We start from the raw sequence: 20,556 nt of genomic DNA on the forward strand, positions 1-20,556 counted from the left end.
GCGCAACGGGGCTCTCATCGGTCGCCTTCGCCAGTAGTCTCATGGAAACGCAAATACTGACCGGCGAACGAAATATTTCACTCAAGCCTCATAAACAACAGGAAGGCAAAATATTAACCAGTGAGATATACCAACAAAACCTCACCCCTTCCTCGGAATCAATTTCCCTACACCGCTAACCACCAGCAGAACCACGGCTCCAGCGATAACACCAAACACCATATTCAGCACAGTTGGACCTATGCCAGAAATCACGGTGCCTATCGTTGGTAAATCGGCTCCACTTTCGGCTAAATGTTCAAAATAGTGGTGAATCCACGGTAGGCCATGCACGATAATGCCACCACCGACCATAAACATCGCGGCCGTTCCCACTACGGAGAGGATTTTCATCAGGTAAGGGGCAACATCCACGATCCAGCCACCGACACGTTGAACCAGCGCCGAGCTTTTTTTACTCATCCATAGGCCTAAATCGTCCAGTTTTACGATACCAGCCACAATGCCGTAAACACCCAGCGTCATCACCAACGCAATGCCGCTGAGCACAATCACCTGCTGGAGAAACGGTGCACTCGCTACCGTGCCTAAAGTGATGGCGACAATTTCTGCAGATAGAATAAAGTCGGTACGCACTGCGCCTTTTACCTTACTTTTCTCGTATGCTCGTAAATCGTCTGGCACTTTTTCTTCAGGTTTCGATTCGGATGAGTGCTTTTCCTCTTTGCCGTGCATGACTTTATGTGCCAGCTTTTCAAAGCCTTCATAGCAAAGAAAAGCGCCGCCCAGCATCAGTAACGGAGTAATCGCCCACGGCGCGAAAGCGCTAATTAACAGCGCTAGCGGGACTAAAATCACCTTATTAAGCAGCGATCCCTTTGCTACCGCCCATACTACCGGCAACTCTCGATCGGCTGAAACGCCGGTCACCTGCTGCGCATTCAGCGCTAAATCATCACCTAAAACGCCTGCGGTTTTGCGCGCAGCCATTTTGCTCATCAGCGCCACGTCATCCAGCACCGAAGCAATATCATCTAATAACGTCAGTAAACTACCACCAGCCACATTGAAATCCTTAAGCTTTAATCACTGAGATAATCATAGGGGCAAGGGGGAAAAATGTCGCGTTAATCTCTGAACTTGGTAGCGGCCATAAAAAAACGGCAGAGGTATTTTCCTCTGCCGCGAATGAATTCTGATTCGTTTAGGGAATCACCCTCAAATCAAAAATTATTTATTTTCAGCAACCTGTACGCTGCCAGCTTGATGAATGCCCTTTTGTTTTTTGTAGCTTAATGCCGCAGCAGGAACAGGCGCGGCCTTACCGGTCAGCATCCAGTCACGCAGGCGATTCGCATCAGCAAAATGGGTATATTTGCCAAAGGCATCGAGAACCACTAACGCCACCTGACGGCCACCGATAGTGGTGCGCATCGCCAAACAGTGTCCCGCCTGATTGGTGAACCCCGTTTTGGTCAACTGAATTGCCCATTTATCATTACGCACCAAATGGTTAGTGTTGTTAAATGTTTCGGTATAGACCGGATTCGAGAAAGTCACTGACTGAGTTTCGGTGGTGCTGAGCTGGCTAATCAAAGGATAATTTTTGCTGGCAGCTAACAGCTTGGTTAAATCACGCGCAGTTGAAACGTTCTTGACGGAAAGCCCCGTTGGTTCAACGTATCGAGTATGTGTCATCCCTAATGAACGTGCTTTAGCGTTCATCGCCTTAATAAACGCATTGTAACCGCCAGGATAATGGTGAGCCAAGCTCGCCGCAGCGCGGTTTTCTGACGACATAAGCGCCATAAGCATCATCTGACGACGACTCACTTCACTGCCCACGCGTACGCGAGAAAAGACACCTTTTAATTCTTTGGTATTGTGGATATCCACCGAAATGACTTCATCCATGGCGGGCTTGGCATCTAACGCGACCATCGCCGTCATTAATTTGGTAATAGAGGCAATCGGCACCTGCACATCGGGATTACTCGAATAAATGACGTTATGCGTTTTTAAATCCACCACCATTGCACTGCCTGACGCCAATACCAGCGATGAGGCATTGTGCGTTGTTGGCGCGTTCTCACTTGCGAGCACAGAAGGAACGCTGGCCACGCTGCTGCCTAGCAGCAACAGACTTAATAAGGAATATCGAAGTTTTACAGGCATGATCACATATCAATCAAATGTTCGATGACACCGAGGGGAGCACAAATGGGTATGCAAAAAATCCTCGGAACGCGGCTTGCCGCGCCACACGTAGGCTGCAGGCCGACAAGCTGGCGATAATCATACTCTTAACGTGAATATTTCAGCTACGAGAAGATGTGAGAATTATGTTTCTGTTTGTGAGCCAGATATTCAAGCATCAATTCATTTGCCAGATTAATACTTAAGAACATTATTCGTCTGAGGAACAACCATGAATTTACGAGAAGCAGGGCTATCAACTACCGCTTACGCTCAACGATTATTCTAAAGATCAGCAGCGTTACTACCTAACCAAAACGCTAACCTCTTAAATGGCGCCGTTTTCAACGTTACGAGCAACAATAAATAGCCGCGGAAACGCGAGCAGCACTTTTCCATCTGCGCGTGGGGTATAGACCTTTTCCAGCTCATTTAAGTAACGGCGAAGAAACTCAGGTTGTTGTTCTTCGTCCAGCTTATCAAGGAAAGGACGCAGGCCAGTGGAACTCAACCACTCGATAATCGCCGAGGCAGATGGCATCACGTGATAATAAGTGGTACGCCAGATATCCACTTCACAGCCCTGCAAAGCCAGCAGATCGTAATACTCTTCCGTCGTTAGTAGCTTTTTGCGTACGGACTCTGCTTCAGCATTCAAGTGCGTCCACGGCCCCTCAGAGGCAACTTTGCGCATCAACGCATGAGACGGTTGATTAAGATTATCCGGCATTTGAATCGCAAGGATCCCATTGTCAGCCAGTTGAGAGACTAAATGCGGCAGCAGAGTTTCATGATCTAATACCCACTGCAGAGCCGCGTTAGCGTAAATAACATCCTGCGCTTCATCTGGCTGCCAGTGGCTAATATCCGATTGTACAAAGGAACAGTGCGGCAGCCTTTTTTGCGCTTTTTGCAGCATCGCCAATGAGGTGTCAACACCAGTCACCTGAGCCTGTGGCCAAGACTGAGCCAAAAGCTCAGTGCTATTGCCGGGACCACACCCTAAATCACTCACCCGTTGCGCATCAGGGCGATCGATTCTGGCAAGCAACTCGCGCGCAGGCCGCGTTCTTTCAGCTTCAAAACGTAAATAAAGCTCCGGATCCCAATCACTCATGGCGTTTCCCTCTAATAAGCAGAATGTTCTGTTGAATCCCCAAGATCACCGTTTGCCACGCAGCCAAAGGGCGGAACAATGCGGCCTTTATCTTTATTCTAGACATATCTAGTGACGTGGTTTCTCACCCTGAAGACTTTAGCTATAGTTTCCCATTCAAGCCACTTTCAGAAATAAAAATGCGTCTCTTCAAGGAGTAAAGAATGTCCGTTAGAGATATGTTGTTGGCACTGTGCGTCGTGGTTATTTGGGGCGTAAACTTTGTCGTTATCAAAGTTGGCCTGCACGGTATGCCGCCTTTATTGCTTGGTGCATTACGCTTTATATTAGTGGTTTTTCCAGCCATTTTCTTTATCCCACGCCCAAAGATCCCGCTGAAAGGGATTGTCATTTATGGCCTGACCATCAGCTTTGCACAATTTGCTTTTTTATTCTGCGCAATCAATCTGGGAATGCCGTCTGGTATTGCTTCCGTCGTTTTACAATCACAGGTTTTCTTCAGCGTACTACTCGGCGCTCTTATTCTTGGCGAAAAAGTCAAACGTAGCCAAATCGTGGGCATCCTGCTTGCTGCTGCAGGAATGTTTGTGCTTGCCAAAGGTGGGATGACGGGGAACTTAACCGACATTCCATTAATCGCCCTCCTGTTTACTTTGGCAGCTGGCTTTTCATGGGCATGCGGCAATATCACTAATCGCTCCATCATGCAAAACGCTGGCACGACCAGCATAATGTCGTTAGTTGTTTGGAGTGCTCTGGTGCCAATCCTGCCATTCCTGCTCTGTTCATGGCTGTTCGAGGGACAAGCGGCCATTGAAAACAGCCTGACGAATATTCATCTTCCTACGATTTTGGCACTCTGCTATATCGCATTTCTCTCAACTCACGTTGGATATGGCCTCTGGGGACGTCTACTCACCCGCTATGAAACCTGGCGTGTGACACCCTTTGCGCTACTCGTCCCAGTGGTGGGACTCACCAGCGGAGCACTGATTTTAGGAGAGCAAATTGCTACTCTGCAAATCTATGGTTTATTACTGATTATGCTGGGATTGCTGATTAACGTGTTTGGAGGAAGGATGATGACAAAACGAATGCATTGTCCTGCTATCGAAAAAGATTAGTGGTGCAGAAATATGGCTAAAGCCTCTCAATCGCACGCGCAATGTCTGGCGAGGTTTTTAATGCGCGAATCTCGCTGAAAACCTCCGAGGCTTCTGTATATTCTTTGCGCAAATAGCCAAGCCACTGTTTAATTCGAGCAACGTGATATAAGCCGGTATCGCCCTGCTTTTCCAGCCGCACATATTTTTTGAGTAGCAGCATGACCTCAGGCCACGGCATTTTCGGCTCATGGTATTTGATCACTCGGCTCAGATTCGGCACGTTCAGCGCCCCTCGACCGATCATGACCGAGTCACAACCCGTCGCCGCCATACAATCCTGCGCACTTTGCCAGTCCCAAATCTCACCGTTGGCAATCACCGGAATGCTCAAGCGCTGACGGATCTTGCCTATAGCCGCCCAATTGATCTTCTCAGCCTTATAGCCATCTTCTTTGGTTCGGCCATGAACGGTGATTTCAGTTGCTCCGGCCTGCTCGACAGCATCTGCGATCTCAAACTGACGATCGCCTGAGTCCCACCCCAAACGCACTTTTACCGTTACGGGCAAATGTGCCGGAACCGCCTCGCGCATCGCTTTAGCGCCCTGATAAATCATCTCAGGATCTTTCAGTAACGTTGCACCGCCACCGCTACCGTTAACCATCTTTGATGGGCAACCACAGTTTAAATCCACCCCCCAAGAACCCAGTTCCACGGCGCGGGCGGCGTTTTCTGCCAGCCACTGCGGATACTGCCCCAATAGCTGTACGCGAACCGCGGTTCCTGAAGGCGTACGACTCTGATGTGCCAGCTCTGGGCAGAGTCGGTAGTACACTTTTTCAGGCAGTAAGCTATCCACCACGCGAACAAATTCGGTGATGCATAGATCGTAATCATTCACCTCCGTGAGCAATTCACGGACTAGAGAATCGAGAACGCCTTCCATCGGTGCTAAAAGCACGCGTTTTACTGTCTGCATGGTTATGGCCTACCACCGTATCAAAGGCGAAAAATTGAGGCGCAAATGGTACTGAGTTCAGCGCCTATCCGCAATGGTTGAACAGCGCGCCAAAACATTCAGCAAGATGTTAACCCAGCGCCGCGCCATCTCTTCGCTTTCAACGTTAGTGAATCCTAGAATCAAACCCTGCGAAGCTGGAGCTGCGCCGTGATACCAAACGCTGAGCGCCTCTACTGCAAGCCCTTGCACACGCGCCTCTCGTTCAACCAAAGTATCATCAAAGCCGTCAGGCAACCGCACCAACAGATGCATCCCACCAGCCTGAAGCTCAGTCGTTAATCGATATTGCGTTTGCTGCTTCAACGCCTGAGCCAGCCACATGCGGCGCTGAGCATACAGGCTACGCATTTTTTTAAGATGACGATAAAACTGACCTGAGTGAATAAACTGCGCTGCCGTAGCCTGCATCAATGTGGGGCAAACGCAAGGATAGGTGCGCAGAGTTTGATGGAACTGAGGGAGTAACTGCTCGGGAGCCACCACATAGGCGATGCGCAATCCGGGGAAAAGGACTTTGCTAAACGTTCCAACGTACAGTACGCGGTCAAGCCGATCTAAACTTTTCAGCGCGGGCAGCGGATGCCCTTGATAATGGAATTCTCCGTCATAGTCATCCTCAATAATCCAACGCTGTTCATGCTGAGCCCATGCTAATAGCTGCATACGCCGCGGCAAACTTAAACTCAGCCCCAATGGGCTGTGGTGCGCTGGAGTCACCAAGGCAGAGAGCGCCTGAGGGGACTGTTTAATCCCCTCCTCTACGCATATCCCTTGGTCATCAACTGGCACAGGAATGGTATTCACTCCCAAACTCTGCAAAACATGCCACGGGAACGGAAAACAGGGTTCTTCGAGCCAAACAGAATCATCACGAGATAAAACAGCGTGCGCAATCAGCGATAATGCGGATCGATACCCCGCTGCAATAAAGATTTGCTGTGCCGAACAGCGGATACCACGAGAAATTTGTAAATACCCCGCCAGTGCTTCTCGCAACGGCAAATAGCCTTGCGGGGCAGGATGAGAAAGTTCCTCTCTGGTGGTCTGTCGTGCGCACTGCGCCAATAGTCGGTTCCACTGGCCAAGCGGAAATGCATCCAAGGCCGGAACACCCAATTGAAATGGCAGCAACTGCGCAGAAGGTGACGGCATACCTGCATGGCGTGGCATTTCAGCGAATTTTTTTGGCGTCTCTGTTAATTTAGGCGCGATTAATCGCTGGGAGACTCGCGTTCCTCCTTGACCGCTGTTTTCAATATATCCTTCACCGCTCAGCAGCGCATAGGCAGCCTCAACCGTTCCTCGCGCCACGTTAAGATCGCTGGCTAATCCCCGCAGCGAAGGCAAACGTTCACCCGATGAGAGTACGCCATCGGTAATCGCTGACTTAATGCGCTGATAAATCTGACGATAGATGGGTTCTTTGGACGAGAGATCAATAAAAAGGAATTCGTAGGGCTCTGCCATTTTATGGCCTATAAAAATAGTAAAAATATGGCTCTATATGCTAGTCCATATTCAGCGTAAAGTCGTGCTATCAAACAATGACTGCACCATTAAAATGATGCAATAACTCACCTATTTGTGGAGAAAACACCATGTCTCAACTCCGTCTCGCCTATGGCAAACTATCCCCAGAGGCTTACAACGGCCTTATCCAAACCAGCATAGCATTAAGCAAAAGCTCTCTAGGGCATATTGTAGAATTAGTTTACCTACGCATTTCGCAAATTAACGGCTGCGCATTTTGTTTAGATATGCACAGCACTGCTCTGCGCAAAGCGGGCTATAGTCAAAACAAAATGGACATTTTAGCCGGATGGCGTATGGCTGAGCCTTTTGATGAGCGCGAGCGTGCTGCGTTAGCGTGGGCTGAAGCGGTAACCGATATCTCCTACTGTGGAACCTCGGATGAGCTGTTTGCAGAGCTAAAAACACACTTTAGCGATGCCGAAATCGCCGATTTAACCTTCGCCATCAGCTTAATGAACGCCTTCAATCGCATGGCCATCAGCATGCGTCAATAATAAAATACCGTTATTGCTAGGCTTGGGGTGGAAACTGAGCTAACACAAAGTCTACCCATGCTCGCACTCTCGGCGGCAAATCCGCCGAGGGATACCAAATGTGCATGGAGCGTGCACGCGGCCAAAATGGTTTAAGGATAGGTATCAGACGCTCATTACGAAAATGCTCTTCAAGATACCAATCAGCCAAACACACAATTCCCATATCGCAAAGTGCCGCATCAACCAGCGTGTCTGGCGATGTGGAGATAAAAGCTGCCTGCTCTTCACTTACGCTAGTTTCATCATCCCACCAGCACAGCAATTTACCGTTACCCGGATTGCGATGCAGTAAACGGCGATGTGATGCCAGATCGCCCAAGGTTTGCGGTATACCAAAGCGAGCTAAATAGTTAGGAGACGCCGCCATGTTACTCGATGCGGAGCCTAGTTCGCGTCCAATGAGACGACTGTCTGTCGCCGTTCTCTGACCGATAGCCACATCAATATTCTCGGCTATCAGGTTAACCAAACGCGGTTCCATTTCAAGATCGATCCGTACCTGGGGGAAACGCTGCTGGAAAACAGGAATCAACGGCATGAGACGATGTCGGCCAAAGCCGGGGATCACGCTAACACGCACTAATCCTGAGGGTTCTTCATAGGGCGAACGATTGTCCAATGCCTGATTTAATGCCTGCCAGACCGGTGCTATCCGCTGGCGAAATTGGCGCCCCTCCTCGGTTAGCACAACGAAATGGGTATTACGTGCAAATAAGCGCATATTTAAACGCGTTTCTAGCACTCTCACATTCTTGCTAACGGCGGCTGCACTGATACCTAACTGGCGAGCCGCAGCAGAAAAGCTTTGCGCATCGGCTGACGCCAAAAAAGCGGGAATCAATCGATAGACATCGGTTGGCAGTGACATGCTATTAACCTTTAGTTGAAACAGATTTGCATTTTTACAGGCTACACCCGTAAAGATAAAAATGGAAAAATGCCGCCATCGCAATAAACGTCAATGGAAACCCTATGAAAAAAATTTTGGTATTAGCCGCCCACCGTTTTCCCGATCAATCACGTATAAGCCATGCAGCTATTGATGCCTTGAAAACCCAAAAAAATGTGACCGTTCATGAGCTAATGCGTGAATATCCAGACTATTCCATCGATATTGAACGTGAGCAAAAGCTGCTTAAGGAACACGATGTTGTCGTTATGCTGTTCCCTTTCTATTGGTATAGCTCGCCGGCTATTCTGAAAGAATGGCAAGATGCAGTATTAACCTATGGTTTTGCTTACGGTAGCCAAGGCAAAGCGCTACACGGTAAATCACTCATGGTAGCGACTTCAACCGGCGGTAATGCACAGGCGTATACCGCCGAGGGATATAACCGATATCCTGTAGCCGATTTACTCCTGCCATTTAATAATATGTGTCACTTGGTGGGAATGCATTGGCTAGAGCCTTATCTGATTCAAGGCGCTAACGATATTACCGATCGATTGATTGATGATGGCGTTAATGGATTACTGACTCGGATCCGAGAATTGCAAAGCGCAGGCTAAAATAGTCTCTAATTTGGCTAGCCGATCTCGCTACAGCGGGGCAGCTAGCCTTGTAAACCTAACTGTCAGATAATTTCCTCTCTTCCCACTTATCCCAAGGACTTTCTGCAGGCGCAACAGAGGCCGCAGCGGGAACATCGGCAAGTGAATCAATATACAACTCTTCGACTTTTTGTCGCGCCCATGGGGTACGACGTAAAAACTTAAGGCTAGATTTAATGCTCGGGTCACTCTTAAAGCAGTTGATGTTGATGATTTTAGCCAATTCAGCCCAGCCATAACGCGCTACCAGAGATGTCAGCAAAGCTTCAAGCGTAACGCCGTGCAAAGGGTCTTTAGAAGATTGAGCGCTCATGGAAATTCCTGTCAGCGATTAACTCGTTGCGAGTTTGATAAATTTTTCGCACACCATACTGACTGCGGCCTAAGAGTGCAAGCCGCAGTAGTACCCGATCTAAGCATCACGCCAGAAGCTAAGACATCGCAATAAACTGATCGCGCAGCGCCTGAATATCGTCTCTTAAGCTTGCCGCTTCCTCAAACTCAAGGTTTTGGGCATGCTTATACATCTGCGCTTCCAAATCACGGATTCTCTGCTCAATTTGTTTCGGAGACAAAGCTTGGTACGCTGCTGAAGACTCGGCGGCTTTGCTGCTACGCCCATGTTTTCCTTTGCTACGTGAAGATGCTTCTCCCAGTTGCAGAATGTCCGAGACTTTCTTATTCAGCGCCTGAGGCGTAATACCGTGCTCAAGGTTATAGGCTTGCTGTTTCGCTCGGCGACGTTCGGTCTCGCCAATCGCTTTTTCCATCGAGTTGGTAATGCGGTCACCATACAAAATCGCCTTACCATTAAGGTTACGCGCTGCTCGACCAATAGTCTGAATCAACGAACGTTCAGAACGCAGGAAACCTTCTTTATCCGCGTCTAAAATAGCCACCAGCGAGACTTCAGGCATATCGAGCCCTTCTCGCAACAGGTTGATCCCAACCAAAACGTCAAATTCGCCAAGGCGTAGATCGCGAATAATCTCCACTCGCTCCACGGTATCAATATCAGAGTGCAGATAGCGAACTCGTACACCGTGTTCATCCAGATACTCAGTTAAATCCTCAGCCATACGCTTGGTCAGCGTAGTCACGAGCACACGCTCATTAATCGCTTCACGAATTCGGATCTCAGACAGTAAATCATCCACCTGTGTTGCCACTGGGCGCACTTCAATCAGCGGATCCAACAGACCCGTTGGGCGAACGACCTGATCAACAATATCACCACCGGATTTTTCCAGCTCATAATTACCCGGCGTTGCCGATACATAAATAGTTTGCGGTGCTAGCGCCTCAAACTCTTCAAATCGCATCGGACGGTTATCTAGGGCGGACGGTAAGCGGAAACCGTATTCCACCAGCGTTTCTTTACGCGCTCGGTCACCTCGATACATCCCACCAATTTGCGGAATGGTTACGTGGGATTCATCGATGACCAGCAAACCATCGGCTGGCAAATAATCAAACAGGGTAGGAGGCGCTTCGCCCGGCTTACGACCCGAGAGATAGCGGGAATAGTTTTCGATACCAGAGCAGTAGCCCAACTCGTTCATCATTTCGAGGTCAAATTGGGTTCTCTGCGTCAAACGCTGCTCTTCCAGCAGTTTATTGTTCGCCAACAGCACCTGCCTGCGCTCTGCTAAATCGACCTTAATCTCTTCCATTGCCTGCAAGATACGCTCGCGCGGCGTAACGTAATGCGTCTTTGGATAAACCGTAAAGCGCTGAACTTCTTGTATCAGTTGGCCGGTTAAAGGGTCAAATAGCGATAGCCGCTCGACTTCTTCATCAAACAACTCAACGCGCAGCGCCTCGTCTTCCGACTCTGCGGGGAAAATGTCGATCACCTCCCCACGAACACGGAACGTACCACGCTGAAACGCTTGGTCATTACGCGCATATTGCAGTTCTGATAAACGGCGCAAAATGGCGCGCTGATCGATAATCATCCCACGCGTTAGATGCAACATCATCTTGAGGTAGGCATCAGGATCGCCCAAACCATAGATGGCAGAAACAGAAGCCACCACAATGACATCTTTACGCTCCAGCAACGCTTTGGTGGCTGAAAGGCGCATTTGCTCAATATGTTCGTTTACCGAGGAGTCTTTCTCAATGAAGGTATCAGAACTTGGCACATAGGCTTCAGGCTGGTAGTAATCGTAATAAGAGACAAAATACTCAACGGCATTTTCAGGAAAAAACTGCTTCATTTCGCCGTAGAGCTGTGCGGCGAGGGTTTTGTTCGGCGCCATAACCATGGTTGGACGGTTAAGATCGGCAATCACGTTGGCAATCGTAAAGGTCTTACCCGATCCCGTAACCCCCAACAGCGTCTGATGTGCCAAGCCGTTCTCTAAACCAGCCTCTAAACGACGAATAGCCTCTGGCTGATCGCCGTCTGGCTTGAATGCAGAATGCAACTTGAACGTTTTACTCATGGATCAACACCTTGCTGAAATGCATTTGTCTCTTAGAAGGGCTACACCATTTCAAATACCGAATCATCAGGCATTGAGTATGGAAGTCCTGCCAAATTTTGCCACTGACAAAATGTGTTGCGCACATTCATCAGCGATTGAAATCTCATGATACTGGATATAAATCCAGCTTTAAACCATCTATGCACTGTTTTGTACATTCTCTCGCGGCTGTTTGCGACGAAATGGGGCAGCAGAAAACTACGAATTACATCTGTTTTACAATTTTCACCTGATGGTGACATTTATCCCCAAGACACCGCGCGAATTAACTTTTTTGCCCGGTGCTTGTCAAGCCCGATTCGTTGCGCAACACGATTCTTAACCTATTGCTTGATTTTAAATAACCCATTGAATATTAAGAATTATAAAATATAGACACCATAACAACCAACGCAGGCGCAAGCCGCTCTGGCTCTGGATTTTAACGAGTTCTCTAAACCTAATGCACAAGGTTATCCACAGGAATAGTGGATAACTTGCACCACTCCGCTTGGCGCTTGAGTTACGGAAAAATGACAATCTGTTGGCAAATCGACTCTGGAGTGCTTTTTTTAGTTAATTTTTTAGCTATTTTTTCTTCTTTATATACTTATTCGCACTAACAAAAGCACTTGCTCGAAAAACTTATTTCGTCATGCGGCGATTCAGCGCTTGATCTTTTATGTGCATGATGAACGACGACCATGCTGCTGTACTTATTTTGAGCACCGCCGAGGTGAGCAATAAATGGGCAATTATCACTCAGTTTTTTATGTGTTTTAGATCACATTTAATTTTCAACGCCTGCCTCAACCCTGCATACCTTTCATGCCCGTTGATTGTTAGTCTTTTGTACAAATTTTTGCTGCGCTTGTTGCATTCACTAAAAATGATGAGGTTACAATCATGGCTTTTCCAACCACCCCGAGATCTCTCGCTGATAGCGGCTATCGGCTTCGTTAAGAGATCGATGCAAATTACATTGCATATTAACCGCCGCGAGCTCAAGCAAACGGGTATCAATGGCATAATGTTTAACATCCCTTAGCCATGTCAAAACGTTAGCAAGATGCCAAATTGAGGTCTTCCCCTGATGTAAAGGCGCGGGGAAACTCATCCCTCCTTGCTCCATCAATTTGCGCATATTCTGGCGAGAAAACCCCACGCGTTCCGCGATATCCGTTAACCCAACAAAGTCAGGCGCTGCTTCAGATAGCACTGCGTTTGGGATCGCGCTGAGTACATCCTTAATCGCACTGGATATCGCCTCACACGCATCTTTTGCCTCACGGCAAAAGCTCAGTGCAATACGCCCATTGACTCCGACGCCAATTGTCGCGTCGGTACACCCAGCCGCCCCTAAAGCCTCAATGTAATTCGACGGATCATCGTTCTGGTCCGATAAAGAAAAAATCAGCGTGAATTCGTAATCCTTCATACTTTCTCCTTAGGTTGATTGCTTTTCATGATGTGCACAGTGCTCCACCACTTTTTTAAGCTGACGAGCATGATTCACCGCGTTCTTTGGCGTAGACCAAATGCACGTGATGCAAAACTCACCACATCGGCATTTTTCATGCGGGTACGGGCAATACATTTTTCCCCATGCATGACTCCCACCCACTTCAATGCGCCACCCATTTTGTTCGACGAAATTCAGCACCTGCTCAATGTCTTTTTTAGGATGTACCGCTCTACTCATCTTCTGCTCCCAGCTTAAAAAAAACACAATGAGTTGTCAATTGACAACCTTCATTGAAACGAGCGAAAGATACTATGGATTGAAAGCACGAAACAGAGGGAACCAACGGGAATGGAATGCGCTGCGCAAAACAATTTGGCACAGCGCTGAATTGCATCAGAACAAGGATGAGAGATCTAAATATCGAGCCAACGTTTTAGCATTCGCCTGTGGCAAATGAGGAATTTCACCGAGGCAGGATACGGGCAATAAACGCCGAAGCGTTGCCATATACTCCGCATGTCGTGGGCCAGGCTCAATCACACAGTTAGCCACCCATCCCCCCAGTCTTAGCCCTGACTGTTGCACCGCCTGAGCCGTGAGTAAAGCGTGATTAATACAGCCAAGTTTAACCCCGACAACAAGAATCACAGGCAGTTGTTCTTGCTGAGCCCATTGCGCAAAAGAAGTGGACTCACTCAACGGCGTGTACCATCCTCCCGCCCCTTCAACCAGAACCCAGTTAGCTTTTTTGCGCAATGCCCGTAAGCCCGTAGACATCACTGAAAACGCGATAGGTTTGCCTTCATCCGCGCTAATAATATGCGGTGACGTTGGTTCTTCGAAAGTGTATAGATTCACCTCCGCATAACTGAGCGATATTGACGAGGCAGACTGCAAAGCTAGCGCATCCGTGTTGCGCAACTCGCCATTGCGCCATTCACTGCCCGAAGCAACCGGCTTATATCCAGCCGTCACTTTGCCTATGTTAGCTGCGGCCTCAAGCAAAGCGGCGCTGACGACCGTTTTTCCGACTTCAGTGTCCGTTCCCGTCACAAACCATGCTTCGCCTAGTTTTGATAAATCTTTTTCTTGTTCATTCACGATATAAAACTCCCGTCACCAGCTGATAGCTCAGCGGAAAACCGGCTTCTTGTTGAGGGTAAACGCTAGCCAACCGTTCAAAACGGCCGCGGCTCGTCAGCCCGGAATCTCGCCCTTGATGCAAATGTGTGGCGCCAATCCCTTTTAAAGATTTCATCAACGTCATCACATCAGGATAAAATTCGGTTTCCTGCGTTAGCTGCAAATCATGGGAAAACGACGCACAGGCGAGTTTTATCGACTCAAACGCGAGAAACTGGTTGATATGTGTTTTTCCATCAACTTGCTGCCAAGCCTCAGCGAGCTCAACAAGCGATCCCTGAGCCAAAGAAGAAAAAACTACTTTACCGCCAGGTTTAACAACGCGATGCATTTCGGCTAGAGCCGCATGCAAAGAGCTACACCATTGGATCGCCAAATTGCTAAAGCACAGATCCACGCTGCCATCGGGCAACGGAATATGCTCGATATCGGCGAGAATATACTCATTAGCACTATCATTGCCGCGAGCTTTCTCCAGCATGCCTGCCGCCAGATCGAGGGCGATCACCTGCGCTCCTGCATGTCGCAACCGGCGGCTAAAGAATCCCGTTCCGCAGCCCGCATCAAGCACCTTCAGACCTGCGTAGTTATTTACCCGCGCCAACAGTTTTTCGCCGCACAAGCGCTGAAAAGCAGCGACGATGTCATAGCTGTTAGCCGCTCGGCTGAAAGAGGCTGCTATCGCAGATTTATTGACACTAAGCGTCGATGGCTGCATAAAAACCCTCCAGCAGGCGCTGAATATCCTGTTCCTGATGCACTGCGCTTAGGGTAATACGCAAGCGCGCGGTGCCTGGTGGTACCGTCGGTGGCCGGATGGCGCTTGCCCATATGCCCTGCTCACGTAGGCTTTGTGCTAAATCTAACGCCGCCTGATTTTCACCGATGATGACAGGCTGAATTGCCGAGTCTGATGCCACAAGCTGTAAACGGGTGTCTGCCAACCCTCGTCGAAATAGCTGTACGTTATGCTTCAGTTGCTCACGCAAATCATCACCTTTACGCACTTGCTGTAGCGCCACACGTAAAGCACATGCCTGCGCCGGTGGCATACTCGTGCTGTAAATCAGATGGCGGGCAAATTGAATAAAATATTCTGCGACTGACTCGGAACACAAAACAGCAGCCCCGCTCAGGCCAAATGCTTTGCCAAAGGTGACGACCAAAAGATCTGGCTTTATGCGCTGTTGATCGCAGGTTCCGCGTCCTTGCTCACCACACACGCCCACGCCGTGAGCATCATCAACCATGAGCCATGCCCCAGTCTGCCGGCTTTTTTCCGCTAACGCAGATAGCGGAGCACTATCTCCATCCATGCTAAAAACGCCCTCGGTGACCACCAATGCCTGCCCTCCATCGCTCTTACTAAGCAATTTCGCTAAAGAGTCAGGCTGATTGTGTTGAAAACGTCGGAGCGTCGCATCAGATTGCATCGATGCTTCCATGAGAGAGGCATGGCTGAGCTTATCGGCAAAAATAAAATCCCCTTTTTGCATCAGCGCAGCAATAACCGCCTGATTCGCCGCATAGCCGGAAATAAACATGAGCGCTCGCGGGTAGCCCAACCATTCAGCTAACTCCTGTTCAAGCTGAGCATGCGCAGATGTGAAGCCGGTAACATGGCCAGACCCTGCACTACCGACACCATAGCGGTCTGCCCCTTCCTGCCATGCTCGGATTACCGCGGTATCTCGGCTTAGCCCGAGATAATCATTTGACGAGAAATTGAGATATTGCCGACCATTAACGCTGATTTCACGTCCACTGCCGTTTTCGCTGATCGTTCGTGAACGATAGGCGCCTGCAGAGCGGCGCTCGCTCAAACCTTGATCAATTCTTTGTTGGAAGCTCATCTTCACAAGGCTGCGTTATAGAACTGTTCTGTATCAGCATGCAGCAATTGTTCGGTGAGATGCTGTTGTTGCTGATTATCGCCGTGCTCAGTTTCCGTAAGCTGAGGATTTAATCCCAATTTGCGGAACAGCTGTACGTCTTTGTCCTCACCCGGATTAGGCGTCGTCAATAGTTTGCAGCCATAGAAAATGGAGTTAGCACCGGCCATAAAGCACATTGCCTGCGTTTGTTCGTTCATCTGTTCACGTCCGGCAGACAAACGCACATAAGACGTTGGCATCATGATGCGTGCTACGGCGATAGTACGAATAAAATCAAAGGCATCTACGTCGTCATTATCTGCCAGCGGCGTACCCTTCACTTTTACCAACATATTTATAGGCACACTTTCCGGCGCTTTAGGTAGATTAGCCAGTTGAGTGAGTAAACCCGCACGGTCGCGCACCGTTTCGCCCAGTCCTACAATTCCACCGGAACAAACTTTAATGCCCGCATCTCGTACTTTCTCTAAGGTGTCCAAACGTTCTTGGTAGCTGCGAGTGGTAATAATGCTGCCGTAGAATTCTGGCGACGTGTCTAGGTTATGGTTGTAATAATCCAGCCCTGCATCGGCTAAGCGATTAGCCTGTTGATCTGACAGCGTGCCCAGCGTCATGCAGGTTTCCATTCCCATCTCTTTCACACCCTGTACCATCTGTTCAAGATAGGGCATATCGCGATCGTGAGGATTTTTCCACGCAGCCCCCATGCAGAATCGGGTCGAACCTGCGGCTTTCGCCTGCCGCGCGGAATCTAAGACCTGTTGCACTTCCATCAGCTTCTCTGACTCAAGCCCTGTTTTATAACGCGAACTTTGTGGGCAGTATTTACAGTCTTCAGGACATGCGCCGGTTTTAATCGAAAGCAGCGTGCTCACCTGCACTTGACGCGGATCGAAATGTTGACGATGTACCTGCTGTGCTTCAAACATCAGTTCGAGGAACGGCTTTGCAAACAGAGCTTGGGCTTGCTCTAATGTCCAATGTTGACGACCTGCCATAATGGCAACTCCCTATTCAATTTTGGGGGAAAAAGTGTCGTCAGTTTAGAAAAAAGCGGTACACTGTCAACCAAATGATCACTATTTTAGTTTACCAATACTTATTATGACCCCAGCTGATATCGAGTTCGACCGGCGCCACATCTGGCATCCGTACACATCTATGACCCATCCGCTACCGTGCTATCCAGTCACCTCAGCGCAGGGCTGCGAGCTACATTTGGATGATGGGCGCCAGCTCGTTGACGGGATGTCCTCATGGTGGGCGGCGATCCATGGCTACAATCATCCAACGCTAAATCAGGCCGTGACTCAGCAGCTATCAGCCATGTCACACGTGATGTTTGGCGGGATCACTCATCCGTCTGCCGTCGCACTTTGCCAACGCTTAGTGGATATGACGCCGGAAGCGCTTGAATGTGTGTTTCTCGCCGATTCCGGCTCGGTCGCTGTCGAAGTTGCGATGAAAATGGCACTGCAGTATTGGCATGCACGGGGTGAAAAAAGGCAGCGGTTCCTGACGCTCAGTCACGGCTATCATGGCGATACCTTTGGCGCGATGTCGGTATGCGATCCACAAAATTCAATGCATAGCTTGTATCAAGGCTATTTGCCGGAGCACCTGTTTGCACCCGCGCCGCAATGTGCCTTTGATGAAGAGTGGAATGAAATAGACTTTGTGCCTTTCGCTCGTCTGTTAGCCGCACATCATCAAGAAATTGCAGCGGTTATTCTTGAGCCTATCGTGCAAGGCGCTGGCGGAATGCGTTTCTATCATCCACGCTACCTCAAACTAGTACGTGCAGCCTGTGAGCGTCATGGCGTGCTGCTGATCGCGGATGAAATCGCTACAGGCTTTGGTCGCACAGGCAAACTATTCGCCTGCGAACATGCGGGGATCACACCCGATATACTCTGTTTGGGTAAAGCCATTACTGGGGGATATATGACGCTATCTGCAGCGATCACCACGCGAAATGTGGCTGAAACCATCAGCAATGGTGAAGCCGGATGCTTCATGCATGGACCAACGTTTATGGGAAATCCTCTGGCCTGCGCGACAGCCGTAGCCAGTATGGATATTCTTGCCAGCGGAGAGTGGAAATCGCAGGTGAATGCCATTGAGCAACAGCTTAAGCAGCAGTTGTTGCCACTTGCTGAACATCCGCAGGTGAAACAGGCACGTGTTTTGGGCGCTATTGGTGTGATTGAAACGCATAAATCAGTCAATATGGCGAATTTACAACGCTATTTCGTTGAGCAAGGCGTTTGGGTACGCCCATTTGGCAAGCTAATTTATCTGATGCCACCGTACATTATTTCTCCCCAGCAGCTTAGCCAATTAACCCGCGCCGTTGCTGGAGCGCTGGATATAAATACGCATTTCATCGACTAAGTTCCCCCCTGCTCTCAAACATCTACTCGGCGTTCTCTTCTGCGGGATAACTGAGTAGATGTTTCCTCTTATTCCTCATAGTTTCTCATTCCCGTCTATCCTTATTTGGTTACTCCTTGGCCAAGCTGAATGCTGGCCTAGATTTTGCTTTTACGAATACTCGCGATAACGATAGTTCGCGCCCACGAGCGCAACACCACCAATAACAAGATTAGACAGGGGTTTTACTATGAATAAATGGCCTATGGCTCTGGCGCTGTCCGCGCTCTCTTTAGCACTCTTTCAGGGCGCCTATGCGGCATCAATGCCCGCCGTTGAAGCAAAGAATGGCATGGTGGTAAGTTCTCAGCATCTCGCCTCGCAGGTTGGCGTTGATATCCTAAAAATGGGCGGCAACGCAATTGATGCCGCCGTGGCCGTGGGCTATGCGCAGGCGGTGGTTAACCCCTGCTGCGGTAACATCGGCGGCGGCGGGTTTATGACGATCCACTTAGCCAACGGCGAAGATACGTTTATTAACTTTCGAGAAACCGCTCCGGCAGCAGCCAGTGCCAATATGTATCTCGACGAAAAAGGCGCGGTGAAAAAAGGCGCTAGCCTCTATGGCTATCTGGCCTCAGGCGTTCCGGGAACCGTGCTAGGACTTGATACCGCTCAGCGAAAATACGGTAAGCTGACTCGCCAACAGGTAATGACTCCTGCAATCAAGCTGGCGCGTGAAGGTTTTATTCTTAATCGTGGCGATACCGATATCTTAGACACCACCATCGCGAAATTTCGCGATGATCCGGAAGCTGCCCGTATTTTTCTGCGCAAAGGCGGCGAACCATTTCAGCCCGGCGATCGCCTGATTCAAACCGATTTAGCCAAAACGTTAGAAGCGATTGCTCAAAACGGGCCGGATGCGTTCTACCACGGAAAAATCCCACAGGCCGTTGAGGCCGCTGCGAAAAAAGGCGGCGGCATTCTTACCGCCCAAGACTTTGCCAATTATCGCATTGCAGAAACAGCGCCGATTACCTGCTCCTATCGTGGATATGAATTTGTTTCCGCACCACCGCCGAGCTCGGGTGGCGTAACGCTGTGTGAAATTCTGAATGTGCTGGAAGGTTACGACCTGAAGGCATCCGGTTTTAACTCAGCGCAAACCATCCACACCATGACCGAAGCAATGCGCCATGCCTATATGGATCGCAATACGTTCTTGGGCGATCCAGCATTCGTCAAAAACCCAACGGAGAAGCTGCTTAGCAAAGAGTATGCGGCAGAGATCCGTAAACAGATCCAACCCGAAACCGCAACGCCGTCCAGCAAGGTTCAACCGGGTATGGAGCCGCATGAAAAGCCGGAAACTACGCACTATTCGATTGTCGACCACAGTGGCAATGCCGTTTCAACCACCTATACCATTAATGGACGTTTCGGCTCAGTGGTGATTGCACCTGGCACCGGGTTCTTCCTCAATGACGAAATGGATGATTTCACCGTCAAAGTGGGCGAGCAAAATATGTATGGATTAGTGCAAGGCGCGACCAACGCCATCGCGCCGGGTAAACGCCCACTGTCATCCATGACGCCAACGTTGGTGACGAAAGATGGCAAAGTGTTTATGGTCGTAGGCTCGCCCGGCGGTTCACGTATCATCACCATCACGTTGCAAACGGTATTGAACGTTATCGATCATGGAATGGCACCACAGGAAGCCGTAGATGCACCTCGCATTCATCATCAATGGCTGCCGGATGAGGTTTATTTCGAACAACGTGGGCTTTCACCTGATACGCAAAAATTACTACAGGAACGCGGTTATAGATTAGTGGAGCAAACCCCTTGGGGCGCAGCTGAACTGATTATGGTCGGTTTGCCGGGGGCGGCCGGAGTAAGCTCGGAGAGCTCCGGCAATGACTCTGCGGTATCGGGTAAAGTACGAGAAGGGTTTATCTACGGCGCAAACGACGTTCGTCGCCCATCAGGTTCTGCCGTCGGATATTAATTGGTAAAACATTATCGCTTTCTGCCCCTAAGAGATTAGGGGCATCGCCCCCCTTACAGCGCTTTATCTGTTAGAATACCTTTTCTTTTTTTCGTGCTGATGTGCACAGCAACATCAATGGACGAAAACTTCTCA

The 20,556-nt window shown here is 49.3% G+C and carries 19 protein-coding genes; 5 read left to right on the forward strand and 14 right to left on the reverse strand.

What is annotated here, in order from left to right:
* Positions 1-141 precede the first annotated feature (141 nt).
* The 3 genes from HMPREF3091_RS12525 to tam all read right to left on the reverse strand — a co-directional run bounded on the left by HMPREF3091_RS12525 (position 142) and on the right by tam (position 3,313).
* Positions 142-1,065, reverse strand: coding sequence for a DUF808 domain-containing protein (locus tag HMPREF3091_RS12525; RefSeq protein ID WP_070716218.1), 924 nt, complete (start codon positions 1,063-1,065; stop codon positions 142-144).
* Between the two features lie 165 nt (positions 1,066-1,230).
* Positions 1,231-2,175, reverse strand: coding sequence for a D-alanyl-D-alanine endopeptidase (gene pbpG, locus HMPREF3091_RS12530; RefSeq protein WP_035504114.1), 945 nt, complete (start codon positions 2,173-2,175; stop codon positions 1,231-1,233).
* Between the two features lie 349 nt (positions 2,176-2,524).
* A complete protein-coding gene (gene tam / locus HMPREF3091_RS12535; protein ID WP_070716221.1) occupies positions 2,525-3,313 on the reverse strand; it encodes a trans-aconitate 2-methyltransferase in 789 nt (262 codons plus the stop codon).
* Positions 3,314-3,516: 203 nt separating this feature from the next.
* On the opposite strand from tam, the gene HMPREF3091_RS12540 reads away from it, so the two are divergent.
* A complete protein-coding gene (locus tag HMPREF3091_RS12540) occupies positions 3,517-4,437 on the forward strand; it encodes an O-acetylserine/cysteine exporter (RefSeq protein WP_004096265.1) in 921 nt (306 codons plus the stop codon).
* A 16-nt stretch (positions 4,438-4,453) separates the two neighbouring features.
* On the opposite strand, the gene dusC is transcribed toward HMPREF3091_RS12540, so the two are convergent.
* On the reverse strand, positions 4,454-5,398 hold the full coding sequence (gene dusC, locus HMPREF3091_RS12545) for a tRNA dihydrouridine(16) synthase DusC (protein WP_070716223.1): 945 nt from the start codon (positions 5,396-5,398) through the stop codon (positions 4,454-4,456).
* A 57-nt stretch (positions 5,399-5,455) separates the two neighbouring features.
* Entirely contained in the window at positions 5,456-6,907 is a 1,452-nt protein-coding gene (locus HMPREF3091_RS12550) for a MocR-like pyridoxine biosynthesis transcription factor PdxR (RefSeq protein WP_070716226.1), read from the reverse strand.
* Between the two features lie 131 nt (positions 6,908-7,038).
* On the opposite strand from HMPREF3091_RS12550, the gene HMPREF3091_RS12555 reads away from it, so the two are divergent.
* Positions 7,039-7,467: a carboxymuconolactone decarboxylase family protein gene (locus tag HMPREF3091_RS12555; RefSeq protein ID WP_004096270.1), complete on the forward strand. Its 429-nt coding sequence runs from the start codon at positions 7,039-7,041 to the stop codon at positions 7,465-7,467.
* A 16-nt stretch (positions 7,468-7,483) separates the two neighbouring features.
* Here HMPREF3091_RS12555 and HMPREF3091_RS12560 read toward each other — a convergent pair whose 3' ends face one another.
* Positions 7,484-8,377 carry a LysR family transcriptional regulator gene (locus tag HMPREF3091_RS12560; protein ID WP_061060258.1) on the reverse strand — a complete coding sequence of 298 codons (894 nt, stop codon included), beginning with the start codon at positions 8,375-8,377 and terminating at the stop codon, positions 7,484-7,486.
* A gap of 104 nt (positions 8,378-8,481) precedes the next feature.
* Between HMPREF3091_RS12560 and HMPREF3091_RS12565 the strand changes: the two genes are divergently transcribed.
* Positions 8,482-9,018, forward strand: coding sequence for an NAD(P)H-dependent oxidoreductase (locus HMPREF3091_RS12565; RefSeq protein ID WP_070716227.1), 537 nt, complete (start codon positions 8,482-8,484; stop codon positions 9,016-9,018).
* 58 nt (positions 9,019-9,076) lie between these two features.
* On the opposite strand, the gene HMPREF3091_RS12570 is transcribed toward HMPREF3091_RS12565, so the two are convergent.
* The 8 genes from HMPREF3091_RS12570 to bioB form a co-directional block, all read right to left on the reverse strand.
* Complete coding sequence (locus HMPREF3091_RS12570; protein WP_070716229.1) at positions 9,077-9,373, reverse strand: VF530 family protein; 297 nt, start codon at positions 9,371-9,373, stop codon at positions 9,077-9,079.
* A 118-nt stretch (positions 9,374-9,491) separates the two neighbouring features.
* Positions 9,492-11,510 (reverse strand): excinuclease ABC subunit UvrB, encoded by a 2,019-nt coding sequence (gene uvrB, locus HMPREF3091_RS12575; protein WP_004096277.1) that lies wholly within the window; start codon positions 11,508-11,510, stop codon positions 9,492-9,494.
* A 925-nt stretch (positions 11,511-12,435) separates the two neighbouring features.
* Positions 12,436-12,969 (reverse strand): hypothetical protein, encoded by a 534-nt coding sequence (locus HMPREF3091_RS12580; protein ID WP_004096283.1) that lies wholly within the window; start codon positions 12,967-12,969, stop codon positions 12,436-12,438.
* A gap of 9 nt (positions 12,970-12,978) precedes the next feature.
* Positions 12,979-13,233 carry a hypothetical protein gene (locus HMPREF3091_RS12585; protein WP_004096284.1) on the reverse strand — a complete coding sequence of 85 codons (255 nt, stop codon included), beginning with the start codon at positions 13,231-13,233 and terminating at the stop codon, positions 12,979-12,981.
* 156 nt (positions 13,234-13,389) lie between these two features.
* Positions 13,390-14,097 carry a dethiobiotin synthase gene (gene bioD, locus HMPREF3091_RS12590; protein WP_070716231.1) on the reverse strand — a complete coding sequence of 236 codons (708 nt, stop codon included), beginning with the start codon at positions 14,095-14,097 and terminating at the stop codon, positions 13,390-13,392.
* Positions 14,090-14,857, reverse strand: a complete 768-nt coding sequence (gene bioC / locus HMPREF3091_RS12595; RefSeq protein WP_070716233.1) for a malonyl-ACP O-methyltransferase BioC — start codon at positions 14,855-14,857, stop codon at positions 14,090-14,092. Before bioC ends, bioD begins: the two co-directional genes overlap by 8 nt.
* Positions 14,838-15,992, reverse strand: coding sequence for an 8-amino-7-oxononanoate synthase (gene bioF, locus HMPREF3091_RS12600; RefSeq protein WP_070716234.1), 1,155 nt, complete (start codon positions 15,990-15,992; stop codon positions 14,838-14,840). Before bioF ends, bioC begins: the two co-directional genes overlap by 20 nt.
* Positions 15,993-15,994: 2 nt before the next feature.
* A complete protein-coding gene (bioB, locus tag HMPREF3091_RS12605; RefSeq protein ID WP_070716236.1) occupies positions 15,995-17,032 on the reverse strand; it encodes a biotin synthase BioB in 1,038 nt (345 codons plus the stop codon).
* Between the two features lie 106 nt (positions 17,033-17,138).
* Between bioB and bioA the strand changes: the two genes are divergently transcribed.
* On the forward strand, positions 17,139-18,428 hold the full coding sequence (gene bioA / locus HMPREF3091_RS12610) for an adenosylmethionine--8-amino-7-oxononanoate transaminase (RefSeq protein WP_070716237.1): 1,290 nt from the start codon (positions 17,139-17,141) through the stop codon (positions 18,426-18,428).
* Positions 18,429-18,672: 244 nt separating this feature from the next.
* Positions 18,673-20,421 (forward strand): gamma-glutamyltransferase, encoded by a 1,749-nt coding sequence (gene ggt, locus HMPREF3091_RS12615; RefSeq protein ID WP_246839994.1) that lies wholly within the window; start codon positions 18,673-18,675, stop codon positions 20,419-20,421.
* Positions 20,422-20,556: the final 135 nt, after the last annotated feature.

The organism is Hafnia sp. HMSC23F03 (genome assembly GCF_001816025.1).
Lineage (GTDB): Bacteria > Pseudomonadota > Gammaproteobacteria > Enterobacterales > Enterobacteriaceae > Hafnia > Hafnia paralvei.

What these genes read in the sequence shown, in the direction of transcription:
- HMPREF3091_RS12560 (WP_061060258.1), bottom strand. Translation starts at nt 8,377, where the DNA reads ATGTCACTGCCAACCGATGTCTATCGATTGATTCCCGCTTTTTTGGCG.
- bioF (WP_070716234.1), bottom strand. Translation starts at nt 15,992, where the DNA reads ATGAGCTTCCAACAAAGAATTGATCAAGGTTTGAGCGAGCGCCGCTCT.
- HMPREF3091_RS12580 (WP_004096283.1), bottom strand. Translation starts at nt 12,969, where the DNA reads ATGAAGGATTACGAATTCACGCTGATTTTTTCTTTATCGGACCAGAAC.
- bioB (WP_070716236.1), bottom strand. Translation starts at nt 17,032, where the DNA reads ATGGCAGGTCGTCAACATTGGACATTAGAGCAAGCCCAAGCTCTGTTT.
- HMPREF3091_RS12565 (WP_070716227.1), top strand. Translation starts at nt 8,482, where the DNA reads ATGAAAAAAATTTTGGTATTAGCCGCCCACCGTTTTCCCGATCAATCA.
- uvrB (WP_004096277.1), bottom strand. Translation starts at nt 11,510, where the DNA reads ATGAGTAAAACGTTCAAGTTGCATTCTGCATTCAAGCCAGACGGCGAT.
- bioC (WP_070716233.1), bottom strand. Translation starts at nt 14,857, where the DNA reads ATGCAGCCATCGACGCTTAGTGTCAATAAATCTGCGATAGCAGCCTCT.
- HMPREF3091_RS12570 (WP_070716229.1), bottom strand. Translation starts at nt 9,373, where the DNA reads ATGAGCGCTCAATCTTCTAAAGACCCTTTGCACGGCGTTACGCTTGAA.
- HMPREF3091_RS12585 (WP_004096284.1), bottom strand. Translation starts at nt 13,233, where the DNA reads ATGAGTAGAGCGGTACATCCTAAAAAAGACATTGAGCAGGTGCTGAAT.
- pbpG (WP_035504114.1), bottom strand. Translation starts at nt 2,175, where the DNA reads ATGCCTGTAAAACTTCGATATTCCTTATTAAGTCTGTTGCTGCTAGGC.
- HMPREF3091_RS12555 (WP_004096270.1), top strand. Translation starts at nt 7,039, where the DNA reads ATGTCTCAACTCCGTCTCGCCTATGGCAAACTATCCCCAGAGGCTTAC.
- dusC (WP_070716223.1), bottom strand. Translation starts at nt 5,398, where the DNA reads ATGCAGACAGTAAAACGCGTGCTTTTAGCACCGATGGAAGGCGTTCTC.
- ggt (WP_246839994.1), top strand. Translation starts at nt 18,673, where the DNA reads ATGGCTCTGGCGCTGTCCGCGCTCTCTTTAGCACTCTTTCAGGGCGCC.
- HMPREF3091_RS12540 (WP_004096265.1), top strand. Translation starts at nt 3,517, where the DNA reads ATGTCCGTTAGAGATATGTTGTTGGCACTGTGCGTCGTGGTTATTTGG.
- tam (WP_070716221.1), bottom strand. Translation starts at nt 3,313, where the DNA reads ATGAGTGATTGGGATCCGGAGCTTTATTTACGTTTTGAAGCTGAAAGA.
- HMPREF3091_RS12550 (WP_070716226.1), bottom strand. Translation starts at nt 6,907, where the DNA reads ATGGCAGAGCCCTACGAATTCCTTTTTATTGATCTCTCGTCCAAAGAA.
- bioA (WP_070716237.1), top strand. Translation starts at nt 17,139, where the DNA reads ATGACCCCAGCTGATATCGAGTTCGACCGGCGCCACATCTGGCATCCG.